The sequence below is a fragment of the Halostella limicola genome (assembly GCF_003675875.1).
Taxonomy (GTDB): Archaea; Halobacteriota; Halobacteria; order Halobacteriales; family Natronoarchaeaceae; genus Halostella; species Halostella limicola.
The window spans coordinates 1-17,615 of the sequence record NZ_RCDI01000001.1; the positions used below are offsets into that span (position 1 = coordinate 1).

General features: G+C 69.7%; 12 protein-coding genes and 1 rRNA gene. 4 read left to right on the forward strand and 9 right to left on the reverse strand.

Features of this window, described 5'->3' with window-relative positions; all coding sequences use genetic code 11:
- Positions 1-1,070 (reverse strand): 16S ribosomal RNA (locus D8670_RS01285); the annotation flags it as partial.
- A gap of 873 nt (positions 1,071-1,943) precedes the next feature.
- On the reverse strand, positions 1,944-2,249 hold the full coding sequence (locus tag D8670_RS01290) for a non-histone chromosomal MC1 family protein (RefSeq protein ID WP_121816298.1): 306 nt from the start codon (positions 2,247-2,249) through the stop codon (positions 1,944-1,946).
- A gap of 265 nt (positions 2,250-2,514) precedes the next feature.
- Between D8670_RS01290 and D8670_RS01295 the strand changes: the two genes are divergently transcribed.
- On the forward strand, positions 2,515-2,712 hold the full coding sequence (locus D8670_RS01295; protein ID WP_121816299.1) for a hypothetical protein: 198 nt from the start codon (positions 2,515-2,517) through the stop codon (positions 2,710-2,712).
- A gap of 88 nt (positions 2,713-2,800) precedes the next feature.
- Entirely contained in the window at positions 2,801-3,853 is a 1,053-nt protein-coding gene (locus D8670_RS01300; protein ID WP_121816300.1) for a quinone-dependent dihydroorotate dehydrogenase, read from the forward strand.
- Between the two features lie 27 nt (positions 3,854-3,880).
- On the opposite strand, the gene pheT is transcribed toward D8670_RS01300, so the two are convergent.
- The 3 genes from pheT to D8670_RS01315 form a co-directional block, all read right to left on the reverse strand.
- On the reverse strand, positions 3,881-5,587 hold the full coding sequence (pheT, locus tag D8670_RS01305; RefSeq protein ID WP_121816301.1) for a phenylalanine--tRNA ligase subunit beta: 1,707 nt from the start codon (positions 5,585-5,587) through the stop codon (positions 3,881-3,883).
- Positions 5,587-7,095 carry a phenylalanine--tRNA ligase subunit alpha gene (gene pheS, locus D8670_RS01310; protein WP_121816302.1) on the reverse strand — a complete coding sequence of 503 codons (1,509 nt, stop codon included), beginning with the start codon at positions 7,093-7,095 and terminating at the stop codon, positions 5,587-5,589. Before pheS ends, pheT begins: the two co-directional genes overlap by 1 nt.
- 279 nt (positions 7,096-7,374) lie before the next feature.
- Entirely contained in the window at positions 7,375-8,529 is a 1,155-nt protein-coding gene (locus D8670_RS01315; protein ID WP_121816303.1) for an NAD(P)/FAD-dependent oxidoreductase, read from the reverse strand.
- Positions 8,530-8,736: 207 nt separating this feature from the next.
- On the opposite strand from D8670_RS01315, the gene D8670_RS01320 reads away from it, so the two are divergent.
- Entirely contained in the window at positions 8,737-11,937 is a 3,201-nt protein-coding gene (locus D8670_RS01320) for a glucodextranase DOMON-like domain-containing protein (RefSeq protein WP_121816304.1), read from the forward strand.
- A 33-nt stretch (positions 11,938-11,970) separates the two neighbouring features.
- Here D8670_RS01320 and D8670_RS01325 read toward each other — a convergent pair whose 3' ends face one another.
- The 3 genes from D8670_RS01325 to D8670_RS01335 form a co-directional block, all read right to left on the reverse strand.
- Positions 11,971-13,584 carry a tryptophan--tRNA ligase gene (locus tag D8670_RS01325; protein ID WP_121816305.1) on the reverse strand — a complete coding sequence of 538 codons (1,614 nt, stop codon included), beginning with the start codon at positions 13,582-13,584 and terminating at the stop codon, positions 11,971-11,973.
- A gap of 113 nt (positions 13,585-13,697) precedes the next feature.
- Positions 13,698-14,720 carry a tRNA-intron lyase gene (endA, locus tag D8670_RS01330; protein ID WP_121816306.1) on the reverse strand — a complete coding sequence of 341 codons (1,023 nt, stop codon included), beginning with the start codon at positions 14,718-14,720 and terminating at the stop codon, positions 13,698-13,700.
- 146 nt (positions 14,721-14,866) lie between these two features.
- Complete coding sequence (locus D8670_RS01335) at positions 14,867-15,604, reverse strand: endonuclease NucS domain-containing protein (RefSeq protein WP_121816307.1); 738 nt, start codon at positions 15,602-15,604, stop codon at positions 14,867-14,869.
- Between the two features lie 75 nt (positions 15,605-15,679).
- On the opposite strand from D8670_RS01335, the gene D8670_RS01340 reads away from it, so the two are divergent.
- Entirely contained in the window at positions 15,680-16,336 is a 657-nt protein-coding gene (locus tag D8670_RS01340; RefSeq protein WP_259370040.1) for an HAD family hydrolase, read from the forward strand.
- An 85-nt stretch (positions 16,337-16,421) separates the two neighbouring features.
- On the opposite strand, the gene D8670_RS01345 is transcribed toward D8670_RS01340, so the two are convergent.
- Entirely contained in the window at positions 16,422-17,582 is a 1,161-nt protein-coding gene (locus tag D8670_RS01345; RefSeq protein ID WP_121816308.1) for a hypothetical protein, read from the reverse strand.
- Positions 17,583-17,615 lie beyond the last annotated feature (33 nt).

Here is a 17,615-nt window from a genome sequence, read left to right on the forward strand (position 1 = left end):
GCTGGCAATTAAGGATGCGGGTCTCGCTCGTTGCCTGACTTAACAGGACGCCTCACGGTACGAGCTGACGGCGGCCATGCACCTCCTCTCAGTAGCTCTGGTAAGCTCATCACACTGACTGTCACTGCTACTGTCGGAGCTGGTGAGATGTCCGGCGTTGAGTCCAATTAAACCGCAGGCTCCTCCGGTTGTAGTGCTCCCCCGCCAATTCCTTTAAGTTTCATCCTTGCAGACGTACTTCCCAGGCGGCTCGCTTCTCGGCTTCCCTACGGCACAGCACAGGCTCGTAGCCTGTGCCACACCTAGCGAGCATCGTTTACAGCTTGGACTACCCGGGTATCTAATCCGGTTCGTGACCCAAGCTTTCGTCCCTCACCGTCGGATCCGTCTTCTCGAGGCGCTTTCGCCACCGGCGGTCCGTCCAGGATTACAGGATTTCACTCCTACCCTGGACGTACCCCTCGAGTCTTCCGGTCCCAAGCCAGGCAGTTTTCGCCGGACGCCCACCCGTTGAGCGGGTGGATTTCCCGACGAACTTGCCTGGCCGGCTACGGACGCTTTAGGCCCAATAATAGCGGCCATCACTCGGACTGCCGGTATTACCGCGGCGGCTGGCACCGGTCTTGCCCAGTCCTTATTCGCGCACCACCTTACGGTGTGCAAAAGCGAGGGCTATATGCCCTCGCACTCGGGGTCCCCTTATCGCACTGGCGTGCAGTGTAAAGGTTTCGCGCCTGCTGCGCCCCGTAGGGCCCGGTATCTTGTCTCAGATACCGTCTCCGGGCTCTTGCTCTCACAACCCGTACCGATTATCGGCACGGTGGGCCGTTACCCCACCGTCTACCTAATCGGCCGCAGCCACATCCTACGACGCCGGAGCGTTTCCAGCTCAAGCCATTCAAGGCAGAGAGCTGTATGGAGTATTAGCCTCAGTTTCCCGAGGTTATCCTCCTCCGTAGGGTAGTTTGGCCACGTGTTACGGAGCTATTCGCCACGAGTCTAAGCTCGTGCGACTAGCATGGCTAAATCGGACCCCGATAGCAATGGCCTCCGGCAGGATCAACCGGAATGCTCCCAGCCACAGGGGCTGGGGGGTCTGGCGGGTACACTCGTGAAAGTGTACACCTATTGCGTGGTCCGTAATTCGGTGACCACCGGACCGTCTGAACGGCCGGGTGGCACCGAACTACCAAGGCTAACATCAGATTCCATCGTGTACGGCGGACCGCAGGGGTGGAATCCTCATTTCCTTCGGACTTCAGTGTATGGTCGAAGGAGTACTTAACCCCTTCGAACCCTCACGGCGAGCGACGAGCGCTCGACGGAAGTCCAGACGACGGGACGGTTTGAACGCCCCGCCAATCGCGTTGTGTCTTTCGCGTCTTCAACCAAGCACCTTTCCCACATAAAGGCATCGAATCGGTACCGGCGCCGGAGCGGTCCGACGGGACGCGATTCGATCCTAGTGGCGGTGATGGGTCCCCGTGGAGGGGAGCGACGTATCATCATCGATGTACCTTTCCCACATAAGCCCGTCGTTTCTAAGTTCGTCCAAACGTCGAACGACGACCGGGGAACGGATGCTCGGCGTTCCTGCCTCCGTGCGTCGAGGCCGGAGGGAGCCACCGAAGTGGCGTAGGGCGGAGCGGTTCGTCGCCCCGCGTTCACGTTCCATTCCGATGGCCGGGGTACATAAAAGGCCGTCGAACCGTTTCCGCATCGGAAGCCGTTGGCGTGCCACGGTTTTGCACTCCGGAACCGAACTCGACGGCAGTCGCTGAAAGGCGGAAGTGTCGCACGGCAGGAGGCCGGTCGGTCATCCCACGCATCGTACGCTCGGTCGGACCGGGTGTCACCGCGCACGTCGGAGTCGGCTTTCGAGACTCAAAGCAGTTTGGTCTCTTACGTGCGCGCACGTGTGAAAAAACGGTTCGACGACGAAGTCACTCGTCGAGGTGTTCGATGCCCTTCTTCGAGACGTTCGCCTCCGTGATCTCCTGGGGCATCCAGTCCGGCTTGTCGTCGGGCGCTTCCTCCTCCCAGGCCCATCCGTCGTAGATGTGGACCTTGTCGGTGCCCTTCTCGCGGAGCCGGAGCTCCGTTTCGTCCGCGGCGTCCTCGCTGGATGCGGGTTCGAGCCGGCGTGCGGCTTTCAGCGCCGCCTGCCGCGGCGTATTCCCGGAGAATACGCTCGATTCTTCGTCACTGTCTCGGAGCGCGAAATTTCGCTTACCGTCTTCACGTACCATGGTTTTGCCTCCGTGTCAAATCAGCACATGCCTCATTATAAATATATCCCCGAGGGAAGGGGGTTGAAGCCCTCATCTTTATAAAGGGGTGGTAGAGGATCGCCGGAAACGGGGAGAAAACCGCGGGTGAACCGGCGATATCACTCCCCTGTGACTTCGCGCGCGCCGATCGAACGAGGGGAGCGACGTGCGGGAACGGCAGGTCCCGGGCCTGTAGAAAACACTTAAGTATATCGTGTGGCGACTGTCGAGATAGAATACCGCGATGGTACGGAAAAAGAAGCTCAGCCCGAGTGGTGCGAAAGACGAAAACGGCGAGTACCACAACGTCCACATCAACCTGCACGAGGACGAGCTGGCGGTGGCTGGCATGGAGATCGGGGACGAAGTGTTCGTCCGCGTCCGCGAGGACAAGATCATCATTCAGAAAGCAGACAAAGACGAGGTCGAACACGAGTTCTAACGCGGTCCGGTACCGTCGCGGCGACTTCTCGCACCGAAAGCGACCGCTTCGCGAAGCTTTTACGAGTTCTTCCCCCACGGTACTGGTAATGGACCTGTACGACGTAGCGAAACCCGTTCTGTTTCGCCTCCCGCCCGAGACGGCCCACGGGCTCGTCCACGGCGGGCTGGCGGCCGTTCAGGGCACTCCGATGGCGAGGAGTCTCGCCGAGCGGTACGCCGTCGACGACGACCGCCTCGCGGTGACGGCGTTCGGCGAGCGGTTTCCGAACCCGGTCGGCGTGGCCGCCGGCTTCGACAAGAACGCGGAGGCGCCGGGAGCCCTCGCCGGCCTCGGCTTCGGCCACGTAGAGGTCGGCGGCGTCACCGCCGAACCGCAGGACGGGAACCCTCGTCCGCGGATGTTCCGCCTCCGCGACGACGAAGCGCTCGTCAACCGCATGGGGCTGAACAACGAGGGCGCCGCGGCCGTCGGCGATCGCCTGGCTCGGACCGACGTCCCCGTCCCCGTCGGCGTCAACATCGCAAAGACGGAGCACGTCGACGGAGAGGACGCCCCGGCGGACTACCGAGAGACCTACGAGCGGGTGGCCGACGGCGGCGACTTCTTCGTGGTGAACGTCTCCTGCCCCAACTCCGAGGGCTTCCGCGAACTGCAGAACCGCGACTCGATGGAGGCCATCCTCGGCGAACTCGTCGACGCGGGCGCGTCCCCCCTGCTGGTGAAGCTCTCGCCGGACCTGCCGGAGCCGGCGGTGGAGGACGCCCTGGAGATCGTCGGCGACCTCGACCTGGACGGCGTCGTGGCGACGAACACGACGACCGACCGGCCCGCGTCGCTGCGGAGCCCCCACGCCACAGAGGAAGGCGGGCTCTCGGGCAAGCCCATCGAGAACGAGGCGACGCGGATGGTCCGGTTCGTCGCCGAGCGCGTCGGCGTCCCCGTCGTCGGCGTCGGCGGCGTCTCCAGCGCCGAGGGCGCCTACCGGAAGATCCGGTCCGGGGCTTCGCTCGTTCAACTGTACACCGGCCTCGTGTACGAGGGCCCGTCTCTCGCACGGGAGATCAACGAGGGCCTGCTCGACCTGCTCGCGGAGGACGGGTTCGACTCCGTCGAGGAGGCGGTCGGCGCGGACCTCTGAGATCGGCGTAGAAAACGAGAGCGGCGATTACTCCAGCGCGTCCATCCGGAACTCGAACCCGACCACCGGTAGCTCCAGGTCGTGCTCGACGAGCACGGCAGGGTGAACCTCGCCGACGACGCCGACCGTCTCGCCGTCGATGACCACGTCGGCGGTGCGGCCGTCGACGAACGTCGGGTGCTCGGTCGGCGGGGTTTCGAGGTCGACGTCGAAGTTCCGGGCGATCGCCTGCAGGCGCGCCTTGGCGTCCTCGTAGGAAGCGTCGTGGCGGGCGAGAACGGCGGCGACGGTGCGGCGTTCGGCGACCCCGGTGTTCTCGGCGTCGTCCACGTGCGCGGCGAGACCGATCTCCGCGAGGTCCTGCGGGTACGACCGGTGGGTGTTGTTCTCCAGCACCATCAGCAGGGAGGGGAGCGCCCAGGTGCGAAGCATCGTGTAGTCCTCGCTGTAGGGCTCGCGGATGGTCGCCGGGTCGGCCGCGCCGACGGCGTCGTCGTCGGGGGCGACGTTCATCCGGTCGAAGTTCTCCGCCTCGCTGATCATGTGGAAGTTCAGCAGGTCCTCGAAGCCCAGTCCGACGAGCTGGTTCCGGACGGCGTCCTCCAGCTGCGAGCGATCGTGGCGGCCGCCCACCGTCCCCACGTCGGGGTAGCGCGGTTCGAGGTCGTTGAAGCCGTACGCCCGGCCCACGTCGTCGACCAGGTCGAGCGGGTGGAGCACGTCGACGCGGTAGGAGGGGACCTCCACCTCGTAGACGAGCGAGTCGTCGTCGTCGGTCTCGGCGTTCAGCCCGGAGCGCTCGAACAGGTCGACGACCTCCTCGGGGTCGAAGTCGACGCCGATGATGCTCTCGACGCGCTCGTGGGCGACGGACTTCTCCCGGGTGGAGAGGTCGGGGCGGACGAGTTCCCTGTCGGGGTACTCGACGGCGACCTCCTCGACCGTCGCGCCGCGGGCGTCGAGCGCGTAGCAGACGATGGAGAGCATCCGATCGATGGTCCACTGGTCGGTGCCGGTCATCTCGACGAACAGCTCGCGGGAGTCCGTCGTCACCTCGGTCCGCTTCCCGTTGATCACCGGCGGGAACGAGAACAGGCCGATGTCGTCGTAGATGGCGGGGTAGCGCTCGTACTCGCCGACCAGGTCGGCGTACGTCTCGCCGGTCGGGTGGTCGGTGAGCACGTCCGCGGGCGTCATCTCGCTGTTGCTGTCGAGCGGGACGAACCGGTCGCCGTCCGGGTCGATCCCGGTGTAACGGATCGACTTGCCCCGGCCCTCCTGTGCCGGCGCGCCCTTCAGCATCGTCAGGTCGTGGATGCCGATGGCGCCCTTCGCGCGCTTGCGGCCCATCGTCGCGTGGAGCTTCTCCTGCAGCTGGATCAGCGATTCGAGGGCCTCCTCGTCGAGGTCGACCCCGCGGACCACCGCGCCGGTGACGTAGGGGCGTTCATCGGGGACGTCCTCGACCTCGATGGTCCAGTCGGCGTCGTTGGTGTTGGGGACGTAGACGCCGCGGTCGTCGCCGTAGTGGTAGCGAAGCGAGCGGGCGATCCCCTCGACCGAGAGGCGGTCGAGGCGGTCGGGGGCGAACTCCAGCTGGAACTCGCCGTCCTCCGTGCGGCCCTCGAACTCCAGGCCGAGGCCGAACAGGTCCTCCTTCAGCTCCTCGTCGCCCTTCTCGTCGTGGCCGGTCAGGTCGCGCAGTTCCTCGGGGTCGACGTCGACGACTGGCATCAGTGGATCACCTCCGTGTTCCGCAGCAGTTCGAGGTCGGCGAGCGTACCGTGCACGTCGCGGATGTCTTCGAAGCCGTACATCAGCATCAGCAGGCGCTCCAGCGAGAGGCCCCAGGCCATCACGTCGCAGTCGACGCCGAGCGGCCGGAGCACCTCCTCGCGGAACATCCCGCTGTTGCCCACCTCGACGAGTTCGCCCGTCGTGGGGTGCGTCCCGAACAGCTCGAACGACGGCTCGGTGTAGGGGTTGTAGTGGGGCTTGAACTCCAGGTCGGTGATGCCGAACTGCTCGTAGAACTCCGTGAACGTCCCCATCAGGTCCCGCACCGAGAGGTCCTCGGCCATCACCCACCCCTCGATCTGGAAGAACTCCAGCAGGTGCGTCGGGTCGAGGGTGTCGTTGCGGTACACCTTCTCGACGCTGAAGAACCGCTGGGGCGGTTCGAGGTCGCCCTGCGCGTACCCGGAGAGGTAGCGCATCGACAGCGACGTGGTGTGGCCGCGCAGGTCGATCCCCCGCGCGACCTCCTCGGTCCACGGCGAGTGGTAGCCCTCGCCGTCCTCGCCGACGCCGTTCAGGTGGGCGTCGCGGACGCGCTCGACGAGGTCGTCGGGGAGCCCCCGGATCTCGGACGGGTTCTCCAGCGCGAACTGGTCCCAGTGGGTCCGCGCCGGATGGTCCTGGGGCATGAACAGGCAGTCGTTGATCCAGAACTCGGCGTCGGCGTGGGGGCCCTCCATCTCCTCGAAGCCCATTCCGACGAGCACGTCCTTCACGCGGTTCGCCGTCTGGCGGAGGATGTGCTCCTTGCCGCCCGAGATCTCCTCGGCGTCGGCTTCGACGTTGTACTCGGCGAACTCGACGTCCTCCCACTCGCCGCTCGTCAGCAGTTCCGGCGTGATCTGGCCGACCGTCTCGGCGGTCTCGACCCCCTCCATCAGCGCGGTGACGCCGTCGTCGGTGAGCGTCACGGCGCGGACGGTCGACTCGCTGCGCTCGACCAGATCCCGTCGCTCCAGCTGGTCCAGCGCGTCGCCGTCGGCGACCGATTCGCCGTCGGCGAGCGCCGCCAGCGCCGCAGCCTCGGAGTCGCCGTCGGGGTCCGCGTCCGGGTCGGCCGTGATCTCGCCGCCCTCGATGCTGCCGTACCCCTTGCGGGCGTAGTTCGACAGCGCGATGTCGACAGCGGCCCCCTCCAGGCCGGACTGACCGATGACGCGGCCCATCTCGACCGCCCCGGCGTCCGCGCCCGCGTCGAGCGCCGCCTCGTAGAGGCGCACCTCGGGAAGACCCTCGTCGACGTAGCTCGCGCCCTCGTCTGTGAGGGAGACGGACTCATCGGTCGACTCCTCGACGGCGACGAGGCCGCGGTCCGCCAGTTCGAAGGCCGCGCCCGTCACCGACTCCGGGGCGAGCCCCGTCTCGTCGGCCAGTCGCTCTATCGTCTGTGCCTCGTTCGCGCTCGCGGTCTCTAACACCGCGACCTGAGATTCCGGTAATTGCATTCGTTGGTTGGTGTACTTCGGCGTCGTCAGTTACCGATTCCGGTTCGGGACCGGTGGTTTCGTCCGCGGCGGCCGTGTACCGGCGTCGCGGAGTCCGCCACCCGAGCTATCCCGCGAAGAAGAAGCCGAACCCCGGACGGACGCACGGCTGGCGGGCGAGACACCGGCTGTGGGGTTCGGATGCCATGGTGGTAGATCGTCACACCCGCGTTAAAAACGTTGCGAGCGCGGTCGCGCGACCCCGCCGCGGGCGCGCCGACGACGCGTCGCGCGGCCGCCTCACGCCACGTTGCGCTCGTCGACGAGGTCGCCGTCCTCGAACCGGTCGCTCGACAGCGCCGAGACGTCGACGAGCGAGGTCTCCCCGTCGAGACAGAGGTCCGCGACGATCTGCCCCGTCGCGGGCGCGTGCTGGAAGCCGTGGCCCGAGAAGCCGGCGGCGGTGACGACGCCGGGCGCGCTCTCCTCCATGACGGGGTGGTGGTCGGGCGTGACGGCGTAGAGGCCCGCCCACCCGCGGACGACGCCCGTCTCCGGGCCGAAGTAGTCGGCGTAGTCCGCGGCGCACTCGACCGCCGTGGCGGCCCAGTCGAGGTCCATCGAGTCGTCGTAGCGGTCGGGGTCAACGTCGGGGTCCGCGTCGTCGAAGTGGCCGCCGACGAGCGCCCGGCCGTCGCGCTCCGGCCGGAAGTACGACCCCCTGTCGAGGTCGATCGTGAGCGGGTCGGTGCCGGGGACGGCACGGGCCGGCTCCACGACGGCGAGCTGCCGCCGGCGGGGGGAGACCGGGAGATCCAGCCCGGCCAGTTCGGCGACGCGGCCGGCCCACGCTCCCGCCGCGTTAACGACGTAGTCGGCGTCGATCCGGGCGTCGGGCGTCCGGACGGTGACGCCGGCGTCCGCCGCGCCGTCCGCGTCGATCCCCGTCACCGGCGCGTTCGTCCGTATCTCCGCGCCGGCCTCGCTGGCGGCGGTCGAGAACCCCTGGAGCGCGAGATGTGGGTCGGCGAAGCCGTCCTCCGAACAGTAGGTGGCGGCGACGAACTGGTCGGCGTCGATCGCGGGCCAGCGCTCGCGGAGGTCGGCGGGCGAGAGCAACTCGCTCGGGACGCCACGGTCGTTCTGCATCGTCACCTGCTCGCGGAAGGCGTCCGCGGTCGCCCCGTCGCGGGCGAGGAAGAGGTAGCCGGACTGCCGGTAGCCGATGTCGACGCCGAACTCCGCTTCGAAGGACTCCCAGACGCGGACGCTCTCCCGCGAGAGGTCGACGTTCACGGGCGTCGAGAACTGCGCGCGGACGCCGCCGGCGGACCGGCCGGTGCTGCCGCCGCCGATCGACCCGGCCTCGCAGACGGTGACGGACGCGCCGCGGTCCGCGAGGTAGTACGCACTGGCGAGGCCGACGACGCCGCCACCGACGATGACGGTGTGCACGCGGGGAGCGTCGCTGCCGACCGGCAAATCGGTTTCGGCGACCCGGCTCGGGTCGGCTCCCGCCCGACTCGGCGGGGTCGTCTCGCTTCGTCCCTCGTTCGTAACCGGCGTCTACTCCCGATTATAAGGATCGTTACTATGGTGTGAGTAAACGTGGCTCGAAAAGTGCGAGATAATATCACACCACAGATACGCAGACGAAGCGTGATGAAGGCGCTCGGCGCGGGCGTCGGGGCGTCGCTCGTCGGCGTCCCCGCCGCGGCCCGACCGCCGGACGCAGAGGGCGAGGACGCGTACTGGACCACCGGCGAGCAGTACGGGGCGGGCACCGTCCGGGACCACGGCGCGGACGACCCCTCGCGGGTCTGGTTCACGCTCTCCGAGGGCGCGCTGACGGGCGCGCGCTTCCCCCGCGTCGACCTGATGAACCTCCGGACCCTGGAGTTCGTGGTCGCCCAGCCGGACTCGGGGTACGTCGCCCGGACCTTCGAGGCCGACCGGACCGCCGAGTCGACGATCGAGCGGACCACCGAACCCGCGCGGGAGGACGCGCTCGTCTTCGAGCAGACGGTCAGCGACGCAGACCGGCGCTGGGAGCTCACCGTCGAGTACGCGGCCGACCCGGAGAACGACGCCCTGCTCGCGGACGTGCGGTTCCGGAGCCGCGGTCCCGAGACGTACGACGTGTACGCCGTCGCCGACACCGCGCTATCGAACAGCGGGCGGGGCGACGCGGCGAGCGTGGTCGACGACGGCGGCGGGAACGCGCTGGTGGCCCACGACAAGGGCGAGAACGACGACGCCGTCGTCCTCGACGAGGACGGGGAGTCGTACGACATCGCGGCGGCGATGACCGCCCGGCGCGGGTTCGACTGGGCGAGCGTCGACGTGGCCGGCGGCGACGCGGTCGGCGCGCTGCTGGCCGACGGCGCTCCCGCCGACAGCTACGAGGACGCGTCGGGCAACGTCGCGCTGCTGGGCCGCCTCGGCGAGGGCGCGAGCGCGGTCGACGACACGGTGTCGCTCGGATTCGCCGAGGCGGGGGACACGGAGGCGGCGCTCGCCGCCGCCGGGGACGCCCACCGGAAGGGGTTCGGCGGGATCCGGGCGGCGTACGCCCGAACGTGGCGCGAGTACCTCGATTCGCTCGACGTCCCCGACGCCGTGCGCGGCGACCCCGACCTGCGCGAGCAGTACCGCTTCGCCGCGATGGTCGTGAAGGCCGTCGAGGACAAGACGTTCGCCGGCGCGGGGATCGCCAGCCCCTCCGTCCCGTGGGGAGAGGCGGTCGAGGCGAACGAGCCGAGCGACTACGGCTACAACTACGTCTGGTCGCGCGACCTCTACCAGTCGTTCACCGCGCTGGAGGCGATGGGCGACGTGGAGAGCGCGGCCGACGCCGTCGAGTACCTGTACGGCTACCAGCAGGACGACGACGGCTTCCTCCCCCAGAACACGTTCCTCGACGGCCGGACGCGCTGGGGCGGCGAGCAGATGGACAACGTCTCGTTCCCGCAGGTGATGGCGTACCAGCTGAAGGAACGCCACGGCTACGGCTTCGAGGAGGCGGGCTACGGCTACGAGAACGTCCGCCGCTCCGCAGACTACGTCGTCGCGAACGGCCCGGACTCCGGTCAGGAGCGCTGGGAGGAGGAGTCCGGCTACTCGCCCTCCACCATCGCTGCCGAGATCGCCGGGCTGGCCGCCGCCGCGAAGCTCGCCGACGGCGAGGGCGAGCGCGCCGACGCGCTCGCGTACCTCGCGCTGGCCGACGACTGGACGGAGCGCGTCGAGGACTGGACGGCGACCGAGGCCGGCACCGACGAGCACGGCGAGACGCCGTACTACGTCCGCGTCACCGGCGACGGCGACCCGAACGACGACGACGAGCGGAGCCTGGCGAACGGCGGACCGACCCTCGACGAACGGAACATCGTCGATGCCGGGTTCCTCGAACTCGTCCGGCTCGGCGTCAAGTCCGCTGACGACGAGGTGGTGCGGAACTCGCTGTCCGTCGTCGACGACGCCATCCGCGTCGAGACGCCGCACGGCCCAGCCTGGTACCGCTACAACGGCGACGGCTACGGCGAGCAGGGCGAGGGCGACGAGCACCCCGCGGGCGCGCCCTGGTCGCTCGACAACGAGGGGAAGGGTCGCCTCTGGCCCATCTTCACCGGCGAACGCGCAGAGTACGAGCTCCGGGCCGGCGACGCCGGCACCGACCTCGACCCCGGTTCGCTCCTCGAAACGATGGCCGGGTTCGCGAACTCCGGGCGGATGATCCCCGAGCAGGTGTGGGACCGGGAGGACCCCACCGACTACGGCTGGGAGTTCGGCGAGGGCACCGGGTCCGCGACGCCGCTGGTCTGGAGCATGGCGCAGTACGTCCGCCTCGCGCACGCGCTGGACGTCGGGGAGCCGGTCGAGACGCCGGCGCTCGTCCGCGAGCGCTACGCCGGGGGTGAGCGCCCCGAGGGCCCTTCGCTCTCGGTCGAGTTCCCCGGCGAGGTCGTCTCGGAGCGGACCGTCACGGTGACCGGCACAACCGACGGCGCGGAGGTCGTCGCGAAGACGGCGACCGGCACCGTCCGCGCCGAACCGACGGACGGCGAGTTCTCGCTCGACGTGACGGTCGGCGACGGCGAGGCGACGATAACGGTCGTCGCGGCCACCGACGGCGACGACGTGAGCGATGTCGGGACGACCGTCCGGCGGTCGACGGTCGCGTACGTCGACCTCGGCGAGGAAGTCGCCGCGTGGGACGACCCCGCGGGCGACGACCACGGTCCCGGGTCGTACACCTACCCGACGGCCGCCGAGTTCGTCGACGGCGCGTTCGACGTCGCGTCGTTCGAGGTCTACGAGACCGACGACGCCTACCAGTTCCTCTACCGCCTCGCAGGCGACCTGACGAACCCGTGGGGCGGCGACGAGTTATCGCTCCAGACATTCCAGGTGTACTTCCGCGACCCGGCTGCCGACGGCGGGACGACCGACGCGCGGGAGGGCGTGCGGGCGTCCTTCGAGGCCCCGTACCAGCGCCGCCTCGTCGTCGAGGGGTTCGAGCCGCCGCGCGTCGAGGCCGCCGACGGGAGCACCGTCTCCGACGACGTGTCGGTCACCGGGTACCAGTCGGTCGACGCCGTCAAGATCGAGGTGCCGAAGGCCGCGGTCGGGAGCCTCGCGGAGCTCTCGCCGCTCCTGCTCGGACAGGACGGGTGGGGCCCGGGGCGCATCCGGACAGTCGACGCCGACCGCGCCGACTACGCCTTCGGCGGCGGCCGCGACGACGACGCCAACCCGAACGTCATCGACCTCGTGACGCCGGAGGGCGTCGACCAGTCCGAGGCGCTCGCCTACACCGCCGACGAGCGGGCGACGATCCCGTACCTGTCGCTGGAGCGGTGACGCCGGCGGGAGAACGGTAGCCGCGAGAGCGCCTTACGCCCGCTTTCGGGCGGAGTCGAGGTCGATGTCGACCTCATCCAGTTTCTCTTCCCACTCCTCGCGTTTCTCCTGGTGGTCTTCGAGGAACTCCTCCATCAGCTCCGCGGCCTGTTCCTTGCAGCCGCCGCAGAGGCGCTCGCCGGTGACGCACTCGTCGTACACCTCCTTCGCGAACTCGTCGTCCTCGCCGGCGAGCAGGTAGGCGTACAGCTCGTAGACGGGACACTCGTCGGCCTTGCCGCCGAGTTCGCGCTGCTCCTCGGCGGTCTCGCGGCCGCCGGTCGTCGCCGCCTTCACCTTGTCGTAGCCGTCCTCGGGGTCGTCCAGCAGCGAGATGTGGCTGGCGGGGATCGAGGAGGACATCTTCCCGCCGGTGAGGCCAGTCATGAATCGGTGGTAGATCGAGGAGGGCGGCACGAAGCCGTAGCCGCCGTTGTCGATCTCGACCTCGCGCGCCAGTTCCTCCGCCGCCTCGCGGTCGAGCTCGAACGAGTCGACGTGGCCCTCGTAGACGCGCTTCTCGCCGTCGACGGCCTCGATCAGCGCGTCGAACGCCTCGTCGGTTGCCTGCCGGGCGAAAAAGCGCGTCCGGGGGCGGAGCGGCTCCTTGCCGGCCTCCGACAGCTTCTCGACCGCGGAGTCGCGGGCGTCGGAGGGCGCGACCTCCTCTAAGAGCCAGTCGGCGGCCTCGCCGCAGCGCGGCCGGTCGGGGTCCTCGGCGTACTCCTCGCGGGCGTCGTACGCCCGCCGGAGGAGGACGCGCTCGGCGTCGTCGGCCTCGAAGCTCGCGAACGCCTCAGTCACCTTGAAGAAGCGCATCCGGGCGGCGAGGTCGCGAGCGAGGCGGACGTGCGGGTCCTGGTCCGGGCCGACCGGGATGACGGTCGGCTTCGGCTCGTCCAGTTGGGGGTAGAGGATGTCGGCCATCTGCGTGACGACGCTCTGCATGTGCGAGACGTCGGTCTCGCCGTCGAAGCCGTAGATCCCCTGGAACTCCGAGAAGCGCGCCTCGCTCCCCAGCTCGAAGGCGAGGTCCTGCACCTCGCGATTGCTGGACTGGCGGTACAGCGTCCCGTCCTCGGGGTCGAAGCCGAGCGCCAGCAGTGAGAGGACGTAGTCCCGGGCGTGCTCGTCGATCTCCGCCCACGACAGGCCGCGGGCGCTGTGCGCTTCGAGGTCGGCGATGAGCGCGTGCGCATCGCCCCCCTGCTCCTGATGCCAGATGATCTCGTCGAAGACGAGCTTGTGGCCGATGTGCGGGTCGCCGGTCGGCATGAACCCGGAGAGCGCGGCGAACGGCTCGCCGTCGCGCATCGCGTCCGCCACGGGGCGGTAGTCGCGGTGGCCGAAGATGACCCCGCGGCGCATCAGGTAGTGCGGGTCGGGCACCTTGGGGAGCACCTCGTCGAACTCCTCGATGCCGAACTCCTCGAACAGCTTGCGGTAGTCGGAGACGTTGGAGGACCCCCAGGGGTCGAGAGCCACGCCGTCGACGGTTCCACCGTCTGCTCGAGGCGTCTTCGACGCCTCCGTGTCCGCGCCGGCGGCCTCCGTTCGGCCCCCGTCCGGGCGGGCCTCCTCGTCGGCGTCGCGAGTCTCGTCAGTCATTACCGTAGCATCGCGGCGACACGTGCAAAAGGGGTTCGTTTTCGGGGCTTCGGGACGGCGACGTACCGACGCGTCCGGAGCACGAACCGGGACGGTGCATGCCGGGTCCCGACCTACGGCGTCAGTCGCTCGACCGACAGCCACCGCACCGAATCGCCGTCGCCGACCTGCGCGAACGTCATCGTCTTGCGGACGCCGTGGGCGAGGCGCACGTCGAGCGCCAGGTCCCGCGGGGCGAACGCGTACTCCGACGGGAGGACGCGGACGAGCCGTTCGGAGTGGCCCAGGTCGTCGACGCTCTCGACGTCGGCGTACGTCCGGAAGTCCGCGCCGAACTTGAAGCCGGTCTTGGGGACGACGCCGCGGTCCCGCAGGTCCGCGTACGCCCGGAGGCGGCGGTCGAACCGTTCGCCTTCGACGGCCCGGCCGCGCTCGCGGACGGCTTCGCGGGTGAGATCCAAGGCACCGCGGTCAGCGAGGTACGCCGCCTCGACGAGCGACAGCTGGAGCGCCTCGCGGTCCCCGTCCCGGCCGGCGAGCGGCTGGCCGTAGAACCCATGCTCGTGGAGGCGAGCCGGCGCCTCCCAGCAGACGACGCGGTCCGAGAGCAGGTCGACGGGGACGCCCTCCGGGAGGTCGACCCCGCTGGTGCCGCCCACGTCCGGCCGGCCCGTCTCGAAGTACGTTATCTCGCTCTCCTCGTCGACGATGGCGAGCACGCAGTCGCCGAGCGCCGCTGCCGGGACGGACGCCCGCTCGCCCACGGCCCGCACCCGGTAGGCGACCTCGCCGTCGCCGGGCCCCTTGCCGCGGGGGTAGACGTGGAAGTCGGCGTCGCCGGGGTCCGGCACCCAGTCCTCGCGGGCCGGCGAGAGGTAGAAGCCCCGCTCCCGGAGGTCGGCGTACACCAGAAAGCGCACGCCGAAGCGCGGGTCGTCAACCGCCGCGAGGAACTTGCGGAAGCTCGCGCCGTCGACGGCGTCGAGGTCGCCCCGGAACAGGAGGTGGGCCGCCTCGACGCGCGAGAGCGCTATCTCGTTCCCGCCGAGCGGCCGACCGTAGCCCCGGGAGTCGTAGAACCGCTGGCGCGCGTCGCCGCCGACGCGGACGACGCCGTCCTGCAGATGTCCGTCCATGGCAGGGGGTCGGCGTCGCGGGGGCAAAGGGCCTGCGGTAGCGAGCGCGAGACCCGCGAGACCCGAGCGCAGCGAGGATCTCGGAACGGGCGAGCGGGGACACGACCAGCGAGGTCCGAGAGGCGGGCGAACAGACCGCCCAGCGCTCACCGCGCCTCGCAGGTCCCGTCGAGACAGCGCCGGCCGCCGGTGTCAAACAGCGGCAGGCCGCAGGTGCACTCGCCGACGACCGTCCCCCCGGGGAGCGAGAAGCTCGCCTCGCAGTCGGGGTAGGCGTCGCAGCCGGCGAGCAGGCCGCCGCGGCGCAGGATCCGCAGGTCGTCGCCGCAGTCCGGGCAGTCCCAGGCGCGGTCGAACGCCGCCTTCACGGCGTCTTCGAGCGGGTCGCACTCGCGGTCGAGGCAGACGTCGAACGGCTGACCGCGCTCGACCCGAAGGCGGGGGCGACCGCAGTCGCAGCGCTCGTCGGTGACCGTCGCGCCCGCCGGGAGGCCGTGGCGCGCGCCGCAGCCGAGACACGAGACGGCGCCGCCGGTCCGGACCAGCGTCCCGTCGCAGTCGGGGCACTCGCCGACGGGTGTTCCGGCCTCGCTGGCGGGGTAGCGCGCGAACCCGTCCTCGGCGTGGGCGACGACCCGGAGGCGCTGGTCGCCGGCGCGGGCGTCGACCGCGAACCCCTCGTCGCGCGAGCAGGCGACGGCGTCCGCCCGGGTGAGCCACGCCACGGGCTGGTAGCCGTCGGCGTCGTGGACCAGCACGGTGTTGTCGGGCTTGACGACCACGGTGACGCGGCCGCGGTGTTCCTCGCGGCGGTCGCCGTCGAAGACGACCGTGCAGTCGCCGGCCAGCACGCGGATCGGGTCGGTGGAGTCCGTCGCGGACATGGACCGGGGTGGCCGCGGTTCGGTACTTAAACCCGAGGGACAGCACTATTGGCGGTGCGCGCCGTCGGTCAGGTCGTGTCTCCGAAGGCTGTGCTGTTCGACATGGACGGCGTGATCGTCAACTCCGAGGACTTCTGGGTCGAGCTCGAGACCGAGGAGATCCTGCCCGCCGCGGTCGAGGGCCAGGAGGTCTCGGAGGACGAGATCACCGGGATCAACTACCGGGAGATATACGACTACCTCGACGAGCGCTACGAGGTCTCGGTCGGCCGCGAGGAGTGGCTGGAGTACTACGAGTCCGCGGCCGGGGATATCTACGCGGAGAAGGTCGACCTGATGCCGGGCTTTCGCGACCTGCTCGCGGCCCTGCACGACCGCGGCCTGCGGGTCGCGGTGGTGTCGTCCTCGCCCCACGAGTGGATCGGGATGGTCACCGAGCGGTTCGGCATCGACGGCGAGTTCGACGCCGTGATCAGCGCCGACGACGTCGACGCCGACAGCAAGCCCGAACCGGACGTGTACGAGCACGCCGCGAGGGAGGTCGGCGTCGACCCCGCGGACTGCATCGCGGTCGAGGACTCGAAGAACGGCGTAAAGTCCGCCAAGGCGGCCGGGATGACCGCGATCGGCTACCGGACCGAGACGAACGCCGAGATGGACCTCTCGGAGGCGGACGCGGTGGCCGACGGGGCCGAGGAGCTGCGTGAGGAACTGCTCTCGCGGACGGAGTGACGCCCCTCGCACCGGCGAGACCGCGGCGGGGAACCGCCGCGCTCGCCGGCGACAGACGCCATCCGCGGAGCGTCGCGACCGACAGTCAGCCGAGGACCCGCACGAGGTACAGCGCGAGGTCCCCGTCGACGACGATCAGGTACGAGGCGAACCCGGCGGCGGGCACCCACACCGATCGCGACCGCTCGTAGCCCACTCCGGCGGCGGCCGCGACGACCGTGAGGCCGACGACGTTGGCCACGAACGCCTCCGGGTACGACCGGACAACGGACGCGCCGAGCACCGCGACCCCGACGACGAGGACGGCGACCGCCGCCGCGACGAGCGGCGTCACCTCGACGTCGACCACCCGCGGGAGGCGCCGGACGCCCCGCCCGACGAGGAACGCGGCCGGAAGCGAGACGAGGAGGACCGCCGCGGCGGTCGTCAGCGCCGATCCTGCGCCGGTGGCCGATGTTGCGACGGCCGTGGTTCGGCCGATCTCCCCGGAGACCCACGTCGTGACGCCGACGAGCGCCGCGACCACCGCAACCGCGACGGGCGGGCCCGCGCATTCGCGGAGGCTCTCCTGCACCGCGCCGTGGTACAGCACCCCCGACCCGGCCCCGACGAGTGCGCCGGGGACGACCACGCGCCACAGCAGCACGGACGCCGGTATCGACGAGGGGGCGACCCCACGGTCGAGGGAGACGAGGAGCGGATCGGCGGTGGCCGCGAACACCGCGATCACTCCCAGCCCGGCGAGCGCGGACGAGAGGGCCGTCGCTCCGGCAAGGAAAACCGCACTCGGGTCCGGCACCCCGGCGCGCACGTCGAACCCCCGCGCTTCGGCGTAGACGAACGCCGGCAGCGCCATCGCCACCGCGCCGCGGAGGAGCGACGTGACGACGTCGCCGGGGAGCGCCGGGAGGTCCATCGCCCCGTGCAAGACGTACCCGACGACGAGCAGGAACAGCGCCGTCGCCCCGCCAATCTGGACGAGTTCGTGGCGTTCGAGTCCGTCGGCCGAGTCTCGAAGGCGACGGACCGCGGCGTAGGCAGCGGCGAGGGTCGCCACGCCGAGCGACGCGTACACCGCCGCACCCACCAGTCGCGGGTCGAGGGGGACCGGCATCAGGTCGCGGAGAGCGCCTACGCTCGCTGCGGCGGCGGTCTCCAGAAGCATCGACGCGAGCAGCAACAGGAAGAGCGCGCCGTACTCGCGCACTGGGAGGGCACCGCGGGCAGCGAGCGTCCGGATGACCATACCGTCGGGTCGTTCGCACCCGACAAAAAAGCG

Bases quoted from the DNA above. Each gene is read 5' to 3' on its own strand.
- D8670_RS01290 (WP_121816298.1), bottom strand. From the start codon at position 2,249: ATGGTACGTGAAGACGGTAAGCGAAATTTCGCGCTCCGAGACAGTGAC.
- D8670_RS01295 (WP_121816299.1), top strand. From the start codon at position 2,515: ATGGTACGGAAAAAGAAGCTCAGCCCGAGTGGTGCGAAAGACGAAAAC.
- D8670_RS01300 (WP_121816300.1), top strand. From the start codon at position 2,801: ATGGACCTGTACGACGTAGCGAAACCCGTTCTGTTTCGCCTCCCGCCC.
- pheT (WP_121816301.1), bottom strand. From the start codon at position 5,587: ATGCCAGTCGTCGACGTCGACCCCGAGGAACTGCGCGACCTGACCGGC.
- pheS (WP_121816302.1), bottom strand. From the start codon at position 7,095: ATGCAATTACCGGAATCTCAGGTCGCGGTGTTAGAGACCGCGAGCGCG.
- D8670_RS01320 (WP_121816304.1), top strand. From the start codon at position 8,737: ATGAAGGCGCTCGGCGCGGGCGTCGGGGCGTCGCTCGTCGGCGTCCCC.
- D8670_RS01325 (WP_121816305.1), bottom strand. From the start codon at position 13,584: ATGACTGACGAGACTCGCGACGCCGACGAGGAGGCCCGCCCGGACGGG.
- endA (WP_121816306.1), bottom strand. From the start codon at position 14,720: ATGGACGGACATCTGCAGGACGGCGTCGTCCGCGTCGGCGGCGACGCG.
- D8670_RS01335 (WP_121816307.1), bottom strand. From the start codon at position 15,604: ATGTCCGCGACGGACTCCACCGACCCGATCCGCGTGCTGGCCGGCGAC.
- D8670_RS01345 (WP_121816308.1), bottom strand. From the start codon at position 17,582: ATGGTCATCCGGACGCTCGCTGCCCGCGGTGCCCTCCCAGTGCGCGAG.